Source organism: Celeribacter baekdonensis B30, assembly GCF_000299875.1.
In the GTDB taxonomy this organism is placed as follows: domain Bacteria; phylum Pseudomonadota; class Alphaproteobacteria; order Rhodobacterales; family Rhodobacteraceae; genus Celeribacter; species Celeribacter baekdonensis_A.
Genome location: NZ_AMRK01000002.1, coordinates 259,531 through 278,259 on the forward strand (window position 1 = coordinate 259,531; position 18,729 = coordinate 278,259).

Annotated in this window: 20 protein-coding genes; 13 read left to right on the plus strand and 7 right to left on the minus strand. The window is 58.4% G+C overall.

The window, feature by feature from the left end; genetic code table 11:
* The first annotated feature begins 5 nt into the window (after positions 1 to 5).
* Together B30_RS04770 and B30_RS04775 are read left to right on the plus strand one after the other, a co-directional pair.
* The gene (locus tag B30_RS04770; protein ID WP_009570885.1) at positions 6 to 920 is read left to right on the plus strand and encodes an ABC transporter permease; all 915 of its coding nucleotides are present in this window, start codon (positions 6 to 8) and stop codon (positions 918 to 920) included.
* Between the two features lie 224 nt (positions 921 to 1,144).
* Positions 1,145 to 2,209, plus strand: coding sequence for a YeeE/YedE family protein (locus B30_RS04775; protein WP_009570886.1), 1,065 nt, complete (start codon positions 1,145 to 1,147; stop codon positions 2,207 to 2,209).
* Here B30_RS04775 and B30_RS04780 read toward each other — a convergent pair.
* From B30_RS04780 to B30_RS04795, 4 genes are all read right to left on the minus strand, one after another.
* Positions 2,142 to 3,428 (minus strand): DUF3422 family protein, encoded by a 1,287-nt coding sequence (locus B30_RS04780; RefSeq protein WP_009570887.1) that lies wholly within the window; start codon positions 3,426 to 3,428, stop codon positions 2,142 to 2,144. The two genes, B30_RS04775 and B30_RS04780, sit on opposite strands and share 68 nt — an antisense overlap.
* 339 nt (positions 3,429 to 3,767) lie before the next feature.
* Complete coding sequence (locus B30_RS04785; protein ID WP_009570888.1) at positions 3,768 to 5,201, minus strand: NAD(P)(+) transhydrogenase (Re/Si-specific) subunit beta; 1,434 nt, start codon at positions 5,199 to 5,201, stop codon at positions 3,768 to 3,770.
* Positions 5,202 to 5,213: 12 nt separating this feature from the next.
* Positions 5,214 to 6,785: a Re/Si-specific NAD(P)(+) transhydrogenase subunit alpha gene (locus tag B30_RS04790; RefSeq protein ID WP_009570889.1), complete on the minus strand. Its 1,572-nt coding sequence runs from the start codon at positions 6,783 to 6,785 to the stop codon at positions 5,214 to 5,216.
* A gap of 109 nt (positions 6,786 to 6,894) precedes the next feature.
* On the minus strand, positions 6,895 to 7,338 hold the full coding sequence (locus B30_RS04795) for a methyltransferase family protein (RefSeq protein WP_009570890.1): 444 nt from the start codon (positions 7,336 to 7,338) through the stop codon (positions 6,895 to 6,897).
* A gap of 47 nt (positions 7,339 to 7,385) precedes the next feature.
* On the opposite strand from B30_RS04795, the gene B30_RS04800 reads away from it, so the two are divergent.
* A complete protein-coding gene (locus tag B30_RS04800; RefSeq protein ID WP_009570891.1) occupies positions 7,386 to 7,880 on the plus strand; it encodes a GNAT family N-acetyltransferase in 495 nt (164 codons plus the stop codon).
* A 15-nt stretch (positions 7,881 to 7,895) separates the two neighbouring features.
* Here the strand turns inward: B30_RS04800 and B30_RS04805 are convergent, their stop codons facing one another.
* Positions 7,896 to 8,681: a gamma-glutamyl-gamma-aminobutyrate hydrolase family protein gene (locus B30_RS04805; RefSeq protein ID WP_009570892.1), complete on the minus strand. Its 786-nt coding sequence runs from the start codon at positions 8,679 to 8,681 to the stop codon at positions 7,896 to 7,898.
* Positions 8,682 to 9,138: 457 nt separating this feature from the next.
* Here B30_RS04805 and B30_RS04810 point away from each other — a divergent pair, with 457 nt between their 5' ends.
* The 6 genes from B30_RS04810 to B30_RS04835 all read left to right on the plus strand — a co-directional run bounded on the left by B30_RS04810 (position 9,139) and on the right by B30_RS04835 (position 14,447).
* Entirely contained in the window at positions 9,139 to 9,507 is a 369-nt protein-coding gene (locus B30_RS04810) for an ArsR/SmtB family transcription factor (RefSeq protein ID WP_009570893.1), read from the plus strand.
* Entirely contained in the window at positions 9,485 to 9,952 is a 468-nt protein-coding gene (locus tag B30_RS04815; RefSeq protein WP_009570894.1) for an SRPBCC family protein, read from the plus strand. Before B30_RS04810 ends, B30_RS04815 begins: the two co-directional genes overlap by 23 nt.
* A complete protein-coding gene (locus tag B30_RS04820) occupies positions 9,952 to 10,407 on the plus strand; it encodes an SRPBCC family protein (RefSeq protein WP_009570895.1) in 456 nt (151 codons plus the stop codon). Before B30_RS04815 ends, B30_RS04820 begins: the two co-directional genes overlap by 1 nt.
* A 146-nt stretch (positions 10,408 to 10,553) precedes the next feature.
* Entirely contained in the window at positions 10,554 to 13,163 is a 2,610-nt protein-coding gene (gene pepN / locus B30_RS04825; RefSeq protein WP_009570896.1) for an aminopeptidase N, read from the plus strand.
* A 209-nt stretch (positions 13,164 to 13,372) separates the two neighbouring features.
* Entirely contained in the window at positions 13,373 to 13,831 is a 459-nt protein-coding gene (locus tag B30_RS04830; protein ID WP_009570897.1) for a c-type cytochrome, read from the plus strand.
* A gap of 22 nt (positions 13,832 to 13,853) precedes the next feature.
* Entirely contained in the window at positions 13,854 to 14,447 is a 594-nt protein-coding gene (locus tag B30_RS04835) for a cytochrome b/b6 domain-containing protein (RefSeq protein WP_009570898.1), read from the plus strand.
* A 7-nt stretch (positions 14,448 to 14,454) separates the two neighbouring features.
* On the opposite strand, the gene B30_RS04840 is transcribed toward B30_RS04835, so the two are convergent.
* Positions 14,455 to 14,922 (minus strand): Lrp/AsnC family transcriptional regulator, encoded by a 468-nt coding sequence (locus B30_RS04840; RefSeq protein WP_009570899.1) that lies wholly within the window; start codon positions 14,920 to 14,922, stop codon positions 14,455 to 14,457.
* The gene (locus tag B30_RS04845; RefSeq protein WP_009570900.1) at positions 14,919 to 15,377 is read right to left on the minus strand and encodes an Lrp/AsnC family transcriptional regulator; all 459 of its coding nucleotides are present in this window, start codon (positions 15,375 to 15,377) and stop codon (positions 14,919 to 14,921) included. The genes B30_RS04840 and B30_RS04845 overlap by 4 nt, the downstream gene beginning before the upstream one ends.
* A gap of 138 nt (positions 15,378 to 15,515) precedes the next feature.
* Here B30_RS04845 and ilvC point away from each other — a divergent pair, with 138 nt between their 5' ends.
* The 4 genes from ilvC to B30_RS04865 all read left to right on the plus strand — a co-directional run bounded on the left by ilvC (position 15,516) and on the right by B30_RS04865 (position 18,709).
* Positions 15,516 to 16,553 carry a ketol-acid reductoisomerase gene (ilvC, locus tag B30_RS04850; RefSeq protein WP_152002170.1) on the plus strand — a complete coding sequence of 346 codons (1,038 nt, stop codon included), beginning with the start codon at positions 15,516 to 15,518 and terminating at the stop codon, positions 16,551 to 16,553.
* Positions 16,554 to 16,667: 114 nt separating this feature from the next.
* The gene (locus B30_RS04855) at positions 16,668 to 17,588 is read left to right on the plus strand and encodes a DMT family transporter (RefSeq protein ID WP_009570902.1); all 921 of its coding nucleotides are present in this window, start codon (positions 16,668 to 16,670) and stop codon (positions 17,586 to 17,588) included.
* A gap of 102 nt (positions 17,589 to 17,690) precedes the next feature.
* Positions 17,691 to 18,212 carry a hemerythrin domain-containing protein gene (locus B30_RS04860; RefSeq protein WP_009570903.1) on the plus strand — a complete coding sequence of 174 codons (522 nt, stop codon included), beginning with the start codon at positions 17,691 to 17,693 and terminating at the stop codon, positions 18,210 to 18,212.
* 83 nt (positions 18,213 to 18,295) lie between these two features.
* Positions 18,296 to 18,709, plus strand: a complete 414-nt coding sequence (locus tag B30_RS04865) for a hypothetical protein (protein ID WP_009570904.1) — start codon at positions 18,296 to 18,298, stop codon at positions 18,707 to 18,709.
* Positions 18,710 to 18,729: the final 20 nt, after the last annotated feature.

Genomic DNA, 18,729 nt, shown 5'->3' on the forward strand with positions numbered 1-18,729 from the left:
ATCATATGACTGACGCAACCGCACAGACCCAGGCCGCCCGTCCGCCCCGCAATCAATGGTGGGACGTGTGGGACCAGTTCAAAACCCACAAAGGCGCGATGGCCGGGCTGATCTTTTTCATCTTTATCATCGCCGCCGTTTACCTTGGCCCCTATCTGTGGAAAATCGACCCAACCTACATCGACATCCGCGCCCGTAACAAAGGCCCGTCTTTGGCGCATCCGTTTGGTGCCGATCAATTGGGTCGCGACATCTTGGCCCGGATGCTCAAAGGTGGGCAAACCTCGATCTCCGTTGGTCTGACCGCGATGGGGCTGTCCTTGGTTTTGGGCACCTTCGTCGGCGTTCTGGCCGGCTATTGGAAACGGCTCGACGGCCTATTGATGCGCTTCACCGATCTGTTTTTGGCGCTGCCGCTGTTGCCGCTTTTGCTGGTGATCATCATGCTGTTTCGCGATCCGTTGCGGGCGATGTTCGGGCTTGAGACCGGGATTTTCGTCCTGATCGTGTTCGTGATCGGCATCACCTCGTGGATGCAGACCGCGCGGATTGTGCGTGGTGATGTTTTGGCCCTCAAAGAGCGCGAATATGTGCTGGCCGCCCGCTCCATCGGCACGCCAAGCCGCCGCGTCGTGTTGCGTCACATCCTGCCCAATATCATGTCGCCGATCATGGTTTCGGCCACGTTGGGCATCGCCAATGCGATCATCACCGAATCCGCGCTGTCTTTCCTCGGCCTCGGCTTTCCACCGGATTTCCCAACTTGGGGTCGGCTGTTGTTCGATGCTAAAGACATGATCCAGCAATATCCCGAGCGGGTGATTTGGCCGGGTCTGGCGATCTCGCTGACCGTGTTGGCGGTGAATTACATCGGCGACGGGCTGCGCGACGCTTTGGATCCACGCATTCGCGGTCGCTAAGCCGACCCGACAATAAAAACGAAAAACGCGCTGGTCTCGCCTGCGCGTTTTTTTGTGCCACATCACTGCTGGACCGCGAAATGACAGGCCGGGGAATTTGGTCCGAACGGGAACAAAATTCCTGACAATGCGTCCATTTGGAACGGCCTCGAGATTGCAAAGCCACACGATCGGCCTTTATCAAGACAAATATTCCACGCACAGCAGACCTCGGAGACGGACCCATGTACGAGACCCTCGGGCTAGACATTCTGCCACGCCAAGCGGCGATCCTTTTGGGCTTGGCCCTTGGCCTTGCTTTTGGCGTCTTGGCCGAGGTGTCGAAATTCTGTTTCCGCCGCGCGGTGGCTGGCCCCATAGGCGACCGTCGCGCCGCTGCCGGGGTTTGGCTTGCGGGTCTTGCAACCGCCATCATCGGCACCCAACTCGCCGTCACTCAAGGCCTTATCAGCTTCGACGAGCACCGTTTCCTCGCCACCGATCTGCCGTGGCTGGCGATCCTTTTGGGCGGATTGATGTTTGGAGCGGGCATGGTGTTGACCCGTGGCTGTGTGTCCCGACTCACCGTCTTGACGGGCACCGGCAACCTGCGCGCGGCCCTCGTCTTGGTGGTTTTCGCCGTCGTCGCCCACGCCACGCTCAAAGGCATCTTGGCACCGCTGCGCACCACGCTTGGCGGCTTTACCCTGCCGCTGCAATCCGCCGCGCTGCCCGGCTCTGCGCTGATCTGGACCGCCGTGTTGGCCGGAGGCGCCGCCTTGGCCGCCTGGCGCTTTTCGGCGCGCGGCCGCGACCTTGTACTGGGCGCCTTGATCGGCCTTTTGGTGCCCTTGGCCTGGATCGGCACCGGCTATGTGTTGTTCGACGAATTCGACCCAATCGCAATGGAAAGCCTGTCCTTCACCTCGCCTTCTGCCGAAACCCTGTTTTGGACTGTCGCGGCCTCCTCCATCCCTGCTGGGTTCGGTACGGGCCTCATCGGTGGCGTGATCTTGGGGGCGCTGATTTCGTCGCTTTCCGCCCGCCGGTTCCAGTGGCAAAGCTTTGAGTCCCCGCGCCAAACCGGACGCTACATCGCAGGCGCGGCTTTGATGGGCATCGGTGGCGTTTTGGCGGGCGGCTGCACCGTGGGTGCGGGGCTTTCGGGTGTGCCGACGCTGTCGTTGGCTGCGATTTTGGCGCTGATCTCGATTGCGGTGGGCGGCGCATTGACCGCCCGCCTTATCCAAGGTGATGCTTCTTTATCCGCCGCAGGCCAAGCCACACGGCAAGGACAACCAGCGGCGTGACCATCGCCAAGGCCAAGCCTTTCGAGAGGCCCAGAGGTTCCAAAACCGGGTAGACCAGATAGCCGACGAGGCTGACCGCATAATAGCTGATTGCCACCACGGACAGGCCCTCCACCGTCTCTTGCAACCGCAATTGCAAATCGGCACGTTTGTCCATGGATTCAAGCAACGCCTGGTTTTGCGCCTGGCGCCCGACATCGACCTTGGTGCGCAACAGATTGGCCGCGCGCGCCGCCCGTTCAGCGAGACTTTCCAATTGCCGTTCGGCGGCTTTGACCGTGCGCATCGCCGGATCATAGCGCCGCATCATGAATTCCGAAAACAACTGCCGTCCCATGAACCGCGCCTCGCGCAGCACCTCCACCCGCTGCGTGACGATGGCCTCATAGGCCCCCGTCGCGCCAAAGCGGAAATTGCTGCGTGTCACCAGATCTTCGATCCGGGTCGAAAGCCCCAGAATATCATCCAACACCTCCTCAACCGGGGTGCCATTGCGCTCGGTCAGTGCCGTCATCAGTTCCGACAGTTCCTTTTCGATATCGGCCAATTCGCCGACAACTTTGCGCGCCTGAACGAGACCCAGCATCGACATGGCTTTGTAGGTTTCGATCTCGCAAAGCCGCTGAACCACCCGCCCGATCCGGCGTTGGCCACAGTCCTCTTGCGGAAACAGCGCAAAGCGCATGTGCCCGGCCTCATCAATGCGGAAATCGCCCGCAACCACCATGGCCCCATCCAACACCCGCGCCGTGGCAAGGCTCTCGCGCTCGAACCACTGGTCAATCCGCTCAGACACGGCGGCATCATCCGCCACCGTTTCCACCCGGATCAACGCCGAGGTGATCCTTTGGCCCGGAGCTTCGGTCAACCAGTCCTCGGGGAACAACTCAAACGTGCCCTTGTCATAGGCGCGCTCAGAAACGCCATCGGCAAAGATGGTATAGGTGACGAATTCGGTGTGGCTTTCCCATTTCAGCCGGTATTTGCCCAAAGACCCGGCGTAATGGGTCGCCCCCGGTGCCGGATGCGCCGCCCCATAGCGATCCAACAGTGCCAAGAGATGCGCCCGGTCCAAATCCCGATCCCGCCGCGCTGCGTCCCCCGATGCCCGGATCGCCAAATAGGCCGCGCGTGCCTGCCCTGGCATTTCGGGAAAGGGCCGTGCGTGCAATTCATTGGCCAATTCATAACGGCGAGGGTGATCAGTCAGGGGAGCCATAGGACGCCTTTATAGATATGGAACAGGTGCGATTTGGGCGCAGCATAGCGGCAAAACCCGATCTGAAAAGAGATAAATTGCCGCAATATCAATACCTTGCTGGAATACCTCCGTATACAGGACCATAGTCGCAGATCATCCACGCCCCATCTCTGCCCCAGGGCGAGCGTCAGCGCGATCCATGCCGGGCCGCAAAAGGCTTTGAAATCTTTGGCTTATCGCCTCTGACGTAGAGGCTTCACGCGCTGGATTCTGTCTTTATCGCGATGCAAATACTCAAAGAAAAAGGGCGGCCATATGAGGGCCGCCCTTTCGTGAGTATTTATCCTACGACGAAACTCAGTCGAGCTTCGGCAGCAGCGCGTTCATGCTGTCTTTGGCATCGCCATAGAACATGCGGGTGTTCTCTTTGTAGAACAGCGGGTTTTCGATGCCCGAATAGCCGGTGCCCTGACCGCGTTTCGACACGAACACCTGCTTGGCTTTCCACACTTCGAGAACCGGCATCCCGGCGATCGGGGAGTTCGGATCTTCTTGGGCGGCCGGGTTCACGATGTCGTTGGAGCCGATAACAATGACCACATCCGTGTTCGGAAAGTCTTCGTTGATCTCGTCCATTTCCATCACGATGTCGTAGGGCACTTTGGCTTCGGCCAAGAGCACGTTCATGTGGCCCGGCAAACGACCCGCAACCGGGTGAATGGCGAAGCGCACGTTTTTGCCTTTGGCGCGCAGCTTGTTGGTGAGTTCAGAGACAGCCGCCTGCGCCTGAGCCACAGCCATACCGTAGCCCGGAACGATGATGACAGAATCTGCCTCGTTCAACGCCGTGGCAACACCATCGGCATCAATCGCGATCTGTTCGCCTTCGACTTCCATCGCCGGCCCCGTGGTGCCGCCGAAGCCGCCCAAGATGACCGAGACAAAGGAGCGGTTCATCGCCTTACACATGATGTAAGACAGGATCGCACCGGAAGACCCCACCAGCGCGCCAACCACGATCAACAGGTCGTTGCCAAGCGAGAAACCAATCGCCGCCGCGGCCCAGCCCGAGTAGGAATTGAGCATGGAGACCACCACCGGCATATCGGCGCCGCCGATGCCCATGATCAGGTGGTAACCGATGAACAGCGCCATCAGCGTCATAATCGCCAGCGGCAAGAAGCCACCAGTGTTGAAGTACCAAATCAACGACAGCACGGAGATCGCAGCGGCAGCCGCGTTCAACATGTGACCGCCCGGAAGTTTGGTGGCTTTCGAGTTCAGTTTGCCCGCGAGTTTGCCAAAGGCCACGATGGACCCGGTAAAGGTCACCGCCCCGATAAAGATGCCGAGGAACAATTCGACCTTGAGGATGTTCAGCTCGACCGGGGTTTTGTGAGCCAGAAGCGCCGCAAACCCGTCAAGACCATGACGTGCAGCCGCGTCCAGACCCGCCACATTTGTCGCTTCGAAATGGGCGTTAAAGCCCACGAAGACCGCAGCCAAACCAACGAGCGAGTGCATCGCGGCCACGAGTTGCGGCATTTCGGTCATTTCGACCTTGGTGGCGACCATCCAGCCGATGATCCCGCCGCCCGCAATCAGCACAAGCGACAAAAGCCACAGGCCAGAGCCCGGCCCGATCAGGGTGGCGAACACGGCCAAAGCCATGCCGACAATCCCGTACCACACCGCGCGTTTTGCGCTTTCTTGGCCCGACAATCCCCCGAGAGAGAGGATGAAGAGCACCGCTGCGACCACATAGGCCGCTGTCGTAAATCCGTATTCCATGATCCCTACCCCTTAAGATTTCTGGAACATGGCAAGCATGCGCCGTGTGACCATAAAGCCGCCAAAGATGTTGATCCCGGCCATGAAGACCGACAAAGCACCCAGAACGATCACGAGCCAGGAGCCCGACCCGATTTGCATCAGAGCGCCTAGAATGATGATCGAAGAAATGGCGTTGGTGACAGCCATGAGAGGCGTGTGCAGCGAGTGCGACACGTTCCAAATGACCTGGAAGCCGATGAAGACGGAGAGAACGAAGACGATAAAATGCTGCATGAACGAGGCAGGCGCAACAAGGCCAACCCCCAGCAAAAGCACCGCACCGATCGCCATCAAAGTGACCTGTTGTTTGGTCTGGGCTTTGAAAGCGGCGGTTTCTGCGGCGCGTTTTTCCTCAGCCGTCAATACCTTAGCCGCTTCTTTCGGCTTGGCGGCGATGGCTTTGATTTTCGGCGGCGGCGGCGGGAAGGTGATCGCGCCTGCGTAAGTCACCGTCGCGCCACGGATCACGTCATCTTCCATATTATGCACGATCTGGCCGTCTTTTTCCGGCGTCAAATCGGTCATCATGTGACGGATGTTGGTGGAGTAAAGCGTCGAGGCCTGAGCCGCCATGCGGGACGGGAAATCGGTGTAACCGATGATGGTCACGCCATTCTCGGTGACGATTTTCTCGTCCATTTTGGTCAGCTTGCAGTTGCCGCCCTTTTCCGCCGCGAGATCGACGATCACGGACCCCGGCTTCATCGCCGCAACCATGTCTTCGGTCCAAAGTTCGGGCGCTTCGCGGTTCGGGATCAACGCGGTGGTGATCACGATGTCCACTTCGGGGGCCAATTCGCGGAATTTCGCCAGCTGCGCTTCGCGGAACTCAGGCGAGGACACAGAGGCATAGCCGCCCGTGGCCGCGCCATCCTGTTGTTCTTCCTCGAAATCGAGGTAGACGAACTGCGCGCCCATGCTTTCGACCTGTTCGGCCACTTCGGGACGCACGTCAAACGCATAGGTGATCGCACCGAGCGAGGTCGACGTCCCAATGGCGGCAAGACCGGCCACACCGGCACCGACAACCAACACTTTAGCGGGCGGCACTTTACCCGCGGCGGTGATTTGCCCGGTGAAGAAACGGCCGAAATTGTTGGAGGCCTCGATGACTGCGCGGTAGCCCGCGATATTGGCCATAGAGGAGAGCGCATCCATTTTCTGGGCGCGCGAAATCCGCGGCACCATTTCCATGGCGATCACGTTGGCGCCTTTGGATTTGGCCATCTCCATCCCGGCCTCATTGGCACCCGGATTGAAGAAAGAGATCAAAGTCTGACCCGATTTGAGCCGCTTCATCTCCGTCTCGGACGGCTGGCGGACCTTGGCGACGATGTCGCAGTCCTTCCAAAGCGCAGCGGCGGTCTTGATGACCTCGACGCCTGCCTCCGCATAATCTTTATCGGAGAACCCGGCAAGCGCACCGGCCCCGGTTTCAACGGCACAGTCATATCCAAGCTTTTGTAATTGCTTGGCGCTCTCAGGAGTCAACGCGACGCGCGCCTCCCCCTCAAAGACTTCCTTTGGAACCCCAAATTTCACGAGATTTTCCTTTTCCCCAGTCCTATTCGCATTCTTGGTGCATCCTTACCCAATCCTGCCGATGTTTCGCAACATTATTGCGCTAACATTTTCGACTCGTGACGGGAGACTACAACCAACGTCGCGTTTTTTTGGCCCAAACGGAGAAATCCTGTGGAAATCCCGCCCGGAGCTTTTGTTCCTCCTCAATGATAAATCGCTTTTGTATCACGGCCATAAAGGCCGGAACCAACACGATCCCCATCGAACTGCCGCAAAGTAAAGCAAAGCCTGCGAGTGTAAAGACGTCGCCCAGATAAATTGGATTGCGCGACAGGGCGTAGACACCATTGGTGACGATGGCCGAGGGCCGTTTGTGGGGGATGACTGTGGTTTTGTGTTGCCACATCGTGAAGGCGGCCACCCCCATAAGCCCCACGCCCAGCGCGATCAAAATCCACCCGACCAGAGCCACCAGCGGCGGCACGGTAAAATCGACCCCCACACCGGCCAAGGCGTAAGCGGCGCACATAAAGGCCAAAAGCCAAACCGGGGGATAATCGAGATATTTCATATCGGCCACTCTAGCCGAGACACCGCCCGCGCGCTACAAGTTCGGACATGAAAATACGCGCCCTCACATTGCGTCCGATCACAGTACGTCCGATCACCGTCAAAGACGCTGATGCCTGTTACGCGCTGTTTCACCGCACGGTGCACGGCGGCACAGGCGCGTTTTATACGGCGGCGCAGCGTGCGGCGTGGGCACCGGACCGCGACCATGCCCCCGAAACCTGGCCCGCACGGCTGACTGCGGGCTATGCGATCTGCGCCACGCGATGGGGACGGCTCAAAGGCTTTTTCACCATGGGGCATGACGGTCATATCGACTTTGCCTATGTCGCCTTGGAGGAGATGGGCAAAGGCACCGCCGCCAAGCTCTATGACGCCTGCGAGACGGAGGCGCGTCGTCTTGGCCTGCCCTACATGGACACAGAGGCGTCGCATCTGGCCCGGCGTTTCTTTGAAAAACGCGGCTGGCGGGTGACGGCCCGGCAAACGGTGATCCGCGACGGTGTCGGAATTGAAAATTTTCGGATGGAAAAGGCGCTTTGAAAGGGATTTGACCGCTTAAACGGCCTTCGACAGCGGCCGCGAGACCCCTGCGCGCGCCGCAGCATAAGCATGAACCGCCTCACCAAAGGCGGCAAACAACGGCCGCGACACCGGGTCCTGACAGGCGTTCCATTCCGGGTGCCATTGCACCGAAAGTGTGAACCCCGGCGCATCTTTGACATAAATCGCCTCAGGCGTGCCATCGGGGGCGTAGCCGTCAATCACGATGCGCGCACCGGGGGTTTTGATCCCCTGCCCGTGCAGCGTATTGGTCATCACCTCGTCGGTGCCAAACAAGCGATGAAACACCCCGCCCTCGCTCAAACGCACCGGGTGGCGCAGGGCGAATTTTTCCTCAATCGTGCCATCTGGCGGCATCCGGTGGTTCATTCGCCCCGGCAGATCGCGAATTTCAGGATAAAGCGTGCCCCCCATGGCGACATTGATCTCCTGGAAGCCGCGACAAATGCCAAGGAACGGCAGACCCGCCTCAACACAGGCGCGAATAAGCGGCAATGTCACCGCATCGCGACAGCGATCAAACGCCCCATGGGCTTCAGTCTCAGGTTCGCCATATTCCTCTGGGTGCACATTGGGCCGACCGCCGGTGAACAAAAAACCGTCACAAACGCCCATCAGCTCCTCGGGGGAGACGAAATTGGGATGCGCCGGGATCAAAAGCGGCATACAGCCCGCAACATCGGAGACGGCCTCGGCGTTCATCTTGCCGCCGGTAAAGGCCGGGTATTGCCCGTTCAGCAGGTCCGAATTTCCGATCACGCCAACGATGGGTCTGCTCATGATATGCCTCTCCTTTTGGTTAAGGATACCTGCTTTGCGAGCAGAGAAAAGGGGCATGGGTGCGCAAGGCCTCTGCATCCCTGCGCACATGCACCTTTGCGCTGTTCGCATACTCACCCAATTGCGCCCGCTGCCCCTTTATTGATCACATCCGGCATCGCGACTGAGTTTTGAGCGCCCATATCGCACCATGCAAAGGCCCACGACTGGCCTCGACCGGACCAAAACATTTGTGAGGTTAGGGGAGGTGCGAAGCTGAAGAGCTTGTTTGCAACTTGCCTTTGAGATCAGCACTTCATGGCGCTGAAACCTGTCATGACGCGCAACCATACGCGGGTTTTCGTTTCAACCTGGCGACGACACCGGCCAGCGCGCTCCCAAACGTCACTCGACAAAAACTTAGCCAAAATCCTAAGTTTTTCTTGCATCACGCGGCAAAATCCGAATACTTAGCTACATGACTAAGCATTCAAACGATCTCGACACGCTGTTCTCAGCCCTCAGTGACCCAACCCGCCGCGCAATCCTGACCCGGTTGGCGCGCGGCCCGGCCACCCTGTCGGAGCTGCACAATCCCCATGACATGGCTCTTCCCTCCCTCATGGCTCATGTGAAGAAACTTGAAACCGCCGGGCTGATTTCGACTGAAAAACGAGGCCGCATCCGCACCTGTCGCCTCACCCCCGGTGCCTTTACCCCGGTGCAAAGCTGGCTTGAGCAGCAACGCAGCCTTTGGACCGGCCGCCTCGACCGTTTTGATGCCTATGTCACCCAACTCACCCAATCCGCAAAGGAGCACACAGATGACCCTCGATCCAAAGACTGACCTCAGCTTTACCCGCACTCTGGCCGTGCCCCGCGCCCTGGTCTGGGACTGTTGGACGCAGCCCGAACACATCCCGCATTTCTTTATCCCCGCCCCACACAAAGTCACCGCCTGCGACATTGATCTGCGTGTGGGAGGGCGGTTCAACACGGTCTTTGACGTAGATGGTGCGGTGATGGACAACACCGGCGTCTATCTTGAACTGATCCCCGGAGAAAAGCTTGTCTTTACAGATGGCTATTCCGAAGGGTGGAAACCCGCGCCGGACCCGTTCATGACGGCGATCCTGACCTTTGCGGATGCGCCAGACGGCGGCACGATCTATACAGCCACCGCCCGACACCGCTCCGAAGAGGCGGCACAAACCCATAAAGACATGGGCTTTTTTGACGGTTGGGGCACAGTGGCGGATCAACTCGTCACCTATGCCAAGGGGTTGCTCTGATGGACCGCTCTGCCGAAAACCGCACCATGACCCTCTCCCGCGACATCGCCGCACCCGTTGCGGCGATCTGGAGCGCATGGACCGCCCCCGAGGCGCTCCCCAAATGGTGGGGACCCGATGGGTTCAGTTGCCGCACCACACGCATCGACCTGCGCGACGGTGGCGAATGGGTGTTCGACATGATCGGGCCGGATGGGACCGTCTTTCCAAACCATCACCGCTACACCCGCGTGATCCCCATGGAGCGGATTGAGTACGAGCTTCTCTGGGGTGAAAACGGCCCCAAACATGCTGACGCATCGGCGGTTTTCGAAGCCACCGGCCACGGATCGCGGATCACATTGCGGATGATCTTTTCGAGCGATGCGGAATACCAAGAGGCCAAGGGCTTTGGCGCGGTCGAACTTGGGATGCAAACCTTGGGCAAACTCGCCGCCTTTGTCGGTGCGGCATAACCTCATCACGGGCTGTCCCTCTTGCCAGGCACGCGCGCCATCGCGCGCGTGATCACAAGATGATTACATTGAGACCCGTGGGTGTTGAAGCCCCCTGTCCCCCGCTCTAACGTGCCAAAAACGCGCCACCCGCGAAAGGACAGAGAATGAAAGATGCAGCCACCCAAACGATCTACCTCAAAGATTACCAAGAGCCGCACCATTGGGTGCGCGATGTGCATCTGACCTTTCGGCTGGCCCCTCGGGCCACGCGGGTTCTGTCCAAAATCACCTTTGTGCCGAATGTGCAAAATCCCGGCGATCTGATTTTGGACGGCGAAGGCCTGAGACTCATCGCCGTGGCCGTGAATGAAGCCATCGTGCCTTATCAGGTCACGGACACCCATCTGGTAATCAAATCCGGCGATCTTCCGACCGCCCCCTTTACCTTTGAAGCCGAGGTGGAGATCAGCCCGCAGACCAACACCGCCTTGGAAGGTCTCTACATGTCTCCGCTGAACGTGGAAGCCCCCGAAGAGGGCGAGCGCGAAAGTCAGCCCGGACAAAATGCCATGTATTGCACCCAATGCGAGGCCGAAGGCTTTCGCAAGATCACCTATTACCCGGACCGCCCCGATGTGATGGCGCCCTTCTCCGTACGCATTGAATCCGACATGCCGGTGATGTTGTCCAATGGCAATCCGGGGGCCTTTGGACCGGGCTTTGCCGAGTGGCATGACCCCTGGCCGAAACCCTCCTATTTGTTCGCTCTGGTGGCCGGAAATCTAATCAACCATCCCGGCGGCTTCACCACAAAATCCGGCAAGCAGGTCGAATTGAACATCTGGGTGCGGCCCGGTGACGAGGGCAAATGTGCCTTTGGGATGCAGGCGCTCAAAGACAGTATGGCATGGGACGAGCGGGTCTATGGTCGTGAATACGACTTGGACATATTCAACATTGTGGCTGTTGATGACTTCAACATGGGAGCGATGGAAAACAAGGGGCTGAACGTGTTCAATTCGTCCTGTGTTTTGGCTTCGAAAGAGACCTCGACAGACGCGAATTTTGAACGGATCGAAGGCATCATTGCCCATGAGTATTTTCACAACTGGACCGGCAACCGCATCACCTGTCGCGATTGGTTTCAGCTTTGCCTCAAAGAGGGACTGACAGTCTACCGCGATCAGATGTTCTCCGGCGACATGCGCAGCCATGCCGTCAAAAGAATTGAAGAAGTCCTGACCCTGCGCGCCCGTCAGTTCCGCGAAGACAACGGACCGCTGGCCCATCCGGTGCGGCCCGAAAGTTTTGTCGAGATCAACAATTTCTACACCGCCACGGTCTATGAAAAAGGCGCGGAAATCATCGGGATGCTCAAGCGGATTGTCGGTGACGAGGCTTATAAAAAGTCCTGCGATCTCTACTTTGAGCGCCATGACGGACAGGCAGTGACCATCGAGGATTGGCTGGCAGCCTTTGCCGATACGACAGGGCGCGATCTTGCACAATTCAAACAATGGTATTCTCAGGCGGGCACGCCGCGTCTAAGTGTTGAAGAGGACTGGCAGGACGGCACATTCACCCTGACCTTCACCCAATCCACCCCTGCCACACCGGGCCAGAGCGACAAAAAGCCGATGGTCCTGCCCATTGCCGTGGGCCTCATCGGCCCAAATGGCGCTGAGGTTGTTCCCACCACAGTGTTGGAGATGACAGAGGCGACACAGAGCTTTTCGTTCGAGGGGTTGGGCGCGCGTCCAACGGCCTCGATCCTGCGTGATTTCTCCGCCCCCGTGGTGCTTGAGCGCGAGATGAGCGCCAAAACCCGTGCCTTCCTGTTGGCCCATGACACCGACCCGTTTCAGAAATGGGAAATGGGGCGAATGCTGGCGAAAGACACGTTGATCGCGATGATCATGGACGGCACACCGCCCGCCAACGCCTATCTCGACGCGATCAAAACCGTGCTCACCGATGACAGCCTTGATCCCGCCTTCCGCGCGCTGACGCTTGGGCTGCCGTCACAGGACGATTTGGCACAAACGCTCTATGATGCCGGCGTCACGCCGGACCCGGATAAAATCTATGCCGCCCGCGAAGAGGTACGGCGCATTTTGGCGGCGCATCTGCGCGAAGTGCTGCCCGCGCTCTATGTGGAAAACGATGCCGGGGCCTTTGCTCCCGACGCAGAAGGCTCGGGCAAGCGCAGCCTGCGCCTGTCTGCCCTCTCACTTTTGACGCTGAGTGATGGTGGAGCCACGGCGCGCGCGCTTTACAAACGCGCGGACAATATGACCGAACAGGCCGGGGCATTGCAGGCCTTGTTGTCGGCGGGACTTGGCGAAGATGAATTGGCGGATTTTGCCGCTCAGTGGCAAGACGACCGTTTGGTCATGGACAAGTGGTTCATGATGCAAGTCGCCTCCGCCGCCCCCGATCAGGCCGCGGACATTGCCAAATCCCTCACCCAACACCCTGATTTCACCATGAAAAACCCAAACCGATTCCGGTCGGTGTTTGGCGCATTGGCGGGCAATCACGCAGGTTTTCATGCCTCTGATGGCAAGGCCTACGCGCTTTTGGCCGATCACCTCATTGCGCTGGATGCGCTTAATCCGCAAACCACAGCCCGGATGTCCGGGGCATTTGAAACCTGGAAACGCTATGATGCGGATCGCCAAGGCATGATGCGCGACCAGTTGGAGCGGATTTTGGCCACCCCGACCCTGTCGCGGGACACGACCGAAATGGTGACGCGCATTCTGTCCGCCTGACGCTCGGATGATGCAAACCACAACAAGCAACCGGGTGCGACATTGCGCCCGGTTAGCGCCATCATAACAAAAAATTGAACCGATTCCGGAGCTTGCATCGCCGGGCGGGACAGATTGTCATATTCACTTTGCACAATACCATGACATGATTGGCCAATCGTGCGGACACATTCGTCATTCATTACGTCACCTGACAGGGAACATCATCTATGCGTAAACTCATTATCTCGACCGTCATCGCCGCCACTGCCGCGACCGGAGCGTTTGCCCAATCCCCCTCTGACGTGGCCAAAGCACGCCGCGCGTATTTCACCCTTGTGGGCTTTGAAATGTCCACATTGGGCGCCATGGCTCAGGGCAAAATCGACTACGATGCCGATGTCGCAAGCCAAGCGGCAAAGGATCTGGCGGCTCTCACCGGCTACACCATGTCCGACCTTTTCGCACCCGGCACCTCGAACGACGACCTGCCGGGTGAAACCCGCGCCAAGGCCGACATCTGGGCCGATATGCCCGGAGTTCAGGACAAAGGCATGGCCTTTTACCAAGCTGTGGCCGAGTTGAACGGCGTCGCGGGCAACGGCCTTGAGGCGCTGCAGCCCGCCGTCGGCAAACTCGGCGGCACCTGCAAAGCCTGCCACGACGACTACCGCGCCAAAGATTTTTAAGCGCTAAGACTGAGGCGAACCGATGTCAGAGCCGCTGAACAAAACCTATGTTTGGGACCCCGTTGTCCGCATCCTCCACTGGGCTTTGGTGATTGCTTTCGCCACCTCATGGGGCTTGGGCAAATTTGGCCCCAATATCATGACGTTGCATTTCTATTCTGGCTACATCCTGGCCGGGATCGTGGTGTTGCGGCTGTTGTGGGGGCTGTTCGGCACCAAAACGGCGCGGTTCGCCACATTTGTCAAAGGTCCGGGCAAGGTTATGGCCTATGCCCGGACGCTGCCCTCACCTACGCCCTCACGCTCCTATGGTCACAACCCGGTCGGCGCGATTTTTGTCGTTGGGGTTTTGCTTGTTCTCACGATGCAGGTGATGTCCGGGCTATTGGCAGACCCGGAAGATTACATCAATGTCGGCCCGCTGGCGCAGTATGTCTCAAGCGATGTGGCGCGCAAGGCACTGTCGCTGCATGAGCCGCTCTCAACCCTGCTTTTGCTGATGGTTCTGGGCCATGTCGCCGCGATTTTTTGGTATAAAAAGCGCAAGGGCGAGAATTTGGTCAAGCCGATGATCACCGGCTATGTCGATCTGCCCAAAGACAAAATCCCGCATTGATCGGACGCTAAATCGGGCCGGGGCGGCGTTCCTCGGACAAAAGCACATTGGCCTCAACGTTGCCCACACCGGGCAGCGTCATGATCCGCCGCCTGAGCACGCGCTCAAAATCCGGCAGGTCTTGCGCCACCACGCGCAGGCGGTAATCAAACAGGCCTAAAACGTGCTGCACCGTCTGCACCTCCGGGATCGCGCGCACGGCACGTTCGAAATCCTCCAAGGACACTCGGCCTTTCGTGGCCAGTTTGATGCCCAAAAACACCGTGACGCCAAATCCCAATCCCTCAAGATCCAAATCCACCCGGCGCGGCCCGAAAATGCCCAGTTCTTTCAGCCGCTTGATCCGCCGCCATGTCGCCGGTTGACTGAGCCCCATCTCACGCCCCAAAGCGCCCGCCGATTGCGTTGCATCCTCGCATAAAGCGCGGATCAGGTGCCGGTCGATATCGTCCAATTCCATCGCATCTTGGCTCATAGCGGCACCGATTGCGCGTCTTTAATGGTCGCCACCTGCATTAGCGCTTCGATGTCGGTCATATGCGGCAGGGACAGGATGTATTCGCGATAAATTCGTTGATAATCAGACATATCGCGCGCAATCACCAAAAGCCGCGCATCGACCCGGCCCAGGAACGTGCCAATGGAAATCACTTCCGGCACAGCGCGCGCGGCAATGATGAATTCGTCAAAGGCGCGCGGTTCGGTTTTGTCCAAGGTGACGCGCAACGACACCTCGACCTCATAGCCCAAGGCGCGCCAATCGACCTGTTCGCGGATCGCTTTGACCACGCCGCCCTCGCGCATCCGCTCCAATCGGCGGGCGAATGTGGCGGGCGTCACCCCGGCGCGCTCGGCCAATTCCGAGGCGGGTGCTTCGGGATCGGCCTGCACTTGGCGCAGGATGCGGCGGTCTGTGTCGTCTACTTGCATGATTTTTTCATAAATTTAATATTGTGCGAATGATCTTATTTCACAAACCAGAAATGAGGTCAAATTTTGCACGCGACAGAGGTTGGATTTGAACGATAGTGCCCGCAGACTCGAAAGAGGCTTGCACACAGACAAAAAATAAGGAGCGCCCATATGCGCGTTTATTACGATCGCGATTGCGATGTGAACATCATCAAAGACAAAAAAGTCGCCATCCTGGGCTACGGCTCGCAAGGTCACGCCCACGCGCTCAACCTGCGTGACTCCGGTGCGAAGAACCTCGTCGTCGCTCTGCGCGAAGGTTCTGCTTCGGCCAAGAAAGCCGAAGCGGAAGGCCTCAAAGTCATGGGCATTGCCGAAGCCGCCGCGTGGTGTGACGTGATCATGTTCACCATGCCCGACGAATTGCAGGCCGAAACCTACAAAAAATACGTTCACGACAACATCCGTGAAGGTGCTGCAATTGCCTTTGCTCACGGCTTGAACGTGCATTTTGGTCTCATCGAGCCGAAAGCGGGCGTTGACGTGATCATGATGGCCCCCAAAGGTCCGGGTCACACCGTGCGCGGCGAATACACCAAAGGCGGCGGCGTGCCCTGCCTCGTGGCCGTCGACACCGACGCCACTGGCAAAGCGCTTGAAATCGGCCTGTCCTATTGCTCCGCCATCGGTGGCGGTCGTTCGGGCATCATCGAGACCAACTTCCGCGAAGAATGCGAAACCGACCTGTTCGGTGAACAGGCTGTGCTCTGTGGCGGTCTGGTCGAGCTGATCCGTTGCGGTTTTGAAACGCTGGTCGAAGCCGGTTACGCGCCGGAAATGGCGTATTTTGAGTGCTTGCACGAAGTGAAACTCATCGTTGACCTGATCTATGAAGGCGGCATCGCCAACATGGATTACTCGATCTCCAACACCGCAGAGTACGGCCAATACGTCACCGGCCCGCGCATCCTGCCCTATGAGCAGACCAAAGCCGCGATGAAAGCCGTTTTGACCGACATCCAGCAGGGCAAATTCGTCCGCGACTTCATGTTGGAAAACGCTGTGGGCCAGCCGACGATCAAAGCGTCCCGCCGTGCCAACGACGAACACATGATCGAAGAAACCGGTGCGAAACTGCGCGGCATGATGCCGTGGATCACTGCCGGCAAAATGGTCGACAAATCGCGCAACTAAAGCGCAGTGTCAAAGATGACGAAAGGCCCCGGCGGATGCGTCGGGGCCTTTTTCATGAGGATCTATGACCTCTTTCAACGGCCAATCCGCCCACACCCCTTACGAGGATTAACCATGTCGCCCCTCCCCAATATCACCCGCGCCTCTTGGATCATGGTCGGCGTCTTAGGATTTGTCTGGGGCTCAACCTTCATGGTGATCGAGATCGCGCTCACCGGCATTGCACCGTTTTGGTTGGCGACCTTCCGGCTGGCCATTGCGGCAATGGTGATGGCAGTGTTTTGGGGCAAGGACGGGTTCAAAATGGGCACCGACCCGGATAACAAGCCACATCCCATGGCGTTGATCTGGGCCGGGGCGATTTCCTCGGGCGTGCCGTTTTTGTTGCTCAATTGGGGGCAACAATATGTGACCTCGGGTTTTGCCGGAACCTCGATGGCGGCCGTGCCTTTGGTGGTCTTGCCGATGGCGCATTTCATGGTGGCAGGCGAGCGCCTGTCCCTGCGCGCGGTCATCGGTGTGACGCTTGGGTTTTGCGGCGTGGCCTTGCTCATTGGCAAAAGTGCGTTGGACAGCACGGGCGCCGATTTGGAATTTTGGGGTCGCATGGCCTGTCTCACCGTGGCATTTTGCTATGCGCTCAATTCCATCACCATCCGCCGTATCCCGCCAATCAACTCGACCGCCTTAACCACGATTATGATGGCGACCGGGGCGCTGATCACCCTACCCTTTTCGATCTTGACCGAAGGCGCGCCGGGCATCCCTCCGCTCAAAGCCTTTGTTGCGTTGATTTTCCTGGGTGTGGTCTCGACTGCGGCGATGAACCAGTTGCGCGTTTTGGTGATCCGCTCTGCCGGGCCAACCTTTATGACTTTGGTCAATTATCAGGTGCCCGTGTGGTCCGTGGTCTTGGGCGCACAGGTTCTGGGCGAGCCTTTGCCGCCCACGCTGTTGATCGCGCTGGGGCTGATCCTTGGCGGGGTGGCGATTTCGCAATGGGCCTCAGTGAAACGCATCTTTGTGCGCGGATGACAGAGAGGTCCTGCGGAAACGTTATATTGTAACGCATCCAGCCCTCCCCATATCCCCCCCATGATACACACAGTGGACACAAGACAGGGGCTGCCAGAAGAGATGCAGCTTCTGCTTCGGGACTATCCGCGCGATGTCTGGCCGGATCACCCGAATTTCGCCAGCTCCATCCAAAATTGGATGGGCGCTCACACCATGTTTCGCACGCTGTCCTCCTATGTTTTGGAGGACACCGAGGCCTTTATCGACACCGAGTTGGACGATCAAATCTATGCTCAAAAGCTCGCCAAATACGGCGATCTCCTGTTGCGCAATCTGCATGGGCATCACAGCTGGGAAGATCGGAAATTCTTTCCCGAATTGGGGACCGCAGAGGGGCGTCTGATGGCAGGGCTTGAGATGTTGGAGGCCGATCACGCGGCCCTCGACGCCACATTGGATCGGTTCCAACGCAGCGCCAACCGCGTGGTGCAACTGGCGCATTTGTCGCCTGTCGATATGCGCGCTGAGGTCGGCGATGTTGAGAGCAGCGCCCGAGACATCAGCGCCCTTTTGACGCGACACTTAAGCGACGAAGAAGACCTCGTGGTGCCGATCATCCTGCACCATAAATTGCGCGGATAAGCCCAAGAAGACGCCCAAATGCGTCGAAAGAGCGCCTTGCGGGGCGCTCTTTTTCATGTGCAGATGGGCCAAAGGAGTTTCCCATGACCAATACGCCACATGACGACCACATCCCTGCCGATCTGACCCCCAAAAATGAGGGCGAGATCCAAGCCGAGCGGGCGCGGATGTTTACTTTTGGGTTTTGGAAAAGCCTTTTGGCCGGGCATGAGGGCCTTGGCGACACGTTTTGGGCCGGCAATTATCTGGCAGGCTTGTTGTTTTTGCCCGTCATGGTTGTTTTTTTAGCGCTTGCCTCATTCGTTCCATTCTTGGCGCCGCTGTTGAGTGCGTCGTTTGTCGTGTTCGGCGTCTTCCTTTTGGGCGTCGCGCGCGCCGTAGCGGTTGCTCAACCCAAAGGAAATTCTGGGATCGGCCTGCGTATCGTTGGCGTGATCTGGACACTGATGAACGCGGGCATGTGCCTCGTCTACTCCCCTTTTGTGGCGGGCCAGTAAACGAACAGCTTGCACAAATG